Raw genomic sequence first — 659 nt, 5'->3', positions numbered from 1 at the left:
CAGAAACGGGGGGGTAAGTCACTCAACACCACCACGAGTTCTAGCGGCAACATCGGCCAGCCACAAACGGCTGCAATGGCAGAGGCGGACTAACTTAATTTCTGGCTAAAACTGTCCTTGACTTGGGGTCCACCACACCGTCCGACCTCCGCGCGCCATAACCCTGCCACGATCCCTATAGGGATCGCCAACCGTCCCTATAGGGACACAGCCCTGCCCCGCCACCCTAGGCTACCTCCCGTGCATCGCGCCGTCCTGACGCGACGCTGACGACTGTATGCGACAGAGGTACCCAGATGACCACCACGTCCTGCCCCGCCCGCCATGACTGGCGCTCCATTGCCGCCCTCGCCGAGATCGTCAATGGCGACGCCAAGAAGACCACGCTCAGTGAGCATGCCCTGCGCCATTACGTCCGGAATGCCGACACCAATGGGCTCGCTCCATATGTGCGCAAGCTCGGACGCAAGATCCTCATCTCGGAATCCGGCTTCTACGACTGGCTAAGAGGATATCCGGAACAGAATTTGCATTACCTTTAGGTTTCTTGGAGTTTTCGGAATAAGATTTCTGCGCAAGCCAGCTGAATCAGTGCCAAGTAGTTTTGCAACTGGCAAACATAACGGGTACGAATCGCCCGAAATCCTTTCAGCCAGGCG

At 57.5% G+C, this 659-nt stretch carries 1 protein-coding gene; it reads left to right on the top strand.

Annotation, left to right across the window (positions count from 1 at the left end):
• Positions 1-296: 296 nt before the first annotated feature.
• Positions 297-542 carry a hypothetical protein gene (locus G3480_RS27225; protein WP_164657287.1) on the top strand — a complete coding sequence of 82 codons (246 nt, stop codon included), beginning with the start codon at positions 297-299 and terminating at the stop codon, positions 540-542.
• Positions 543-659 lie beyond the last annotated feature (117 nt).

Origin of the sequence: Thiorhodococcus mannitoliphagus, from assembly GCF_010915725.1 — a bacterium.
In the GTDB taxonomy this organism is placed as follows: Bacteria; Pseudomonadota; Gammaproteobacteria; order Chromatiales; family Chromatiaceae; genus Thiorhodococcus; species Thiorhodococcus mannitoliphagus.
The sequence above is the reverse complement of the archived record's forward strand: the minus strand, read 5'-3'. Positions and strand labels throughout refer to the sequence as shown.

What these genes read in the sequence shown, in the direction of transcription:
- G3480_RS27225 (WP_164657287.1), top strand. Translation starts at nt 297, where the DNA reads ATGACCACCACGTCCTGCCCCGCCCGCCATGACTGGCGCTCCATTGCC.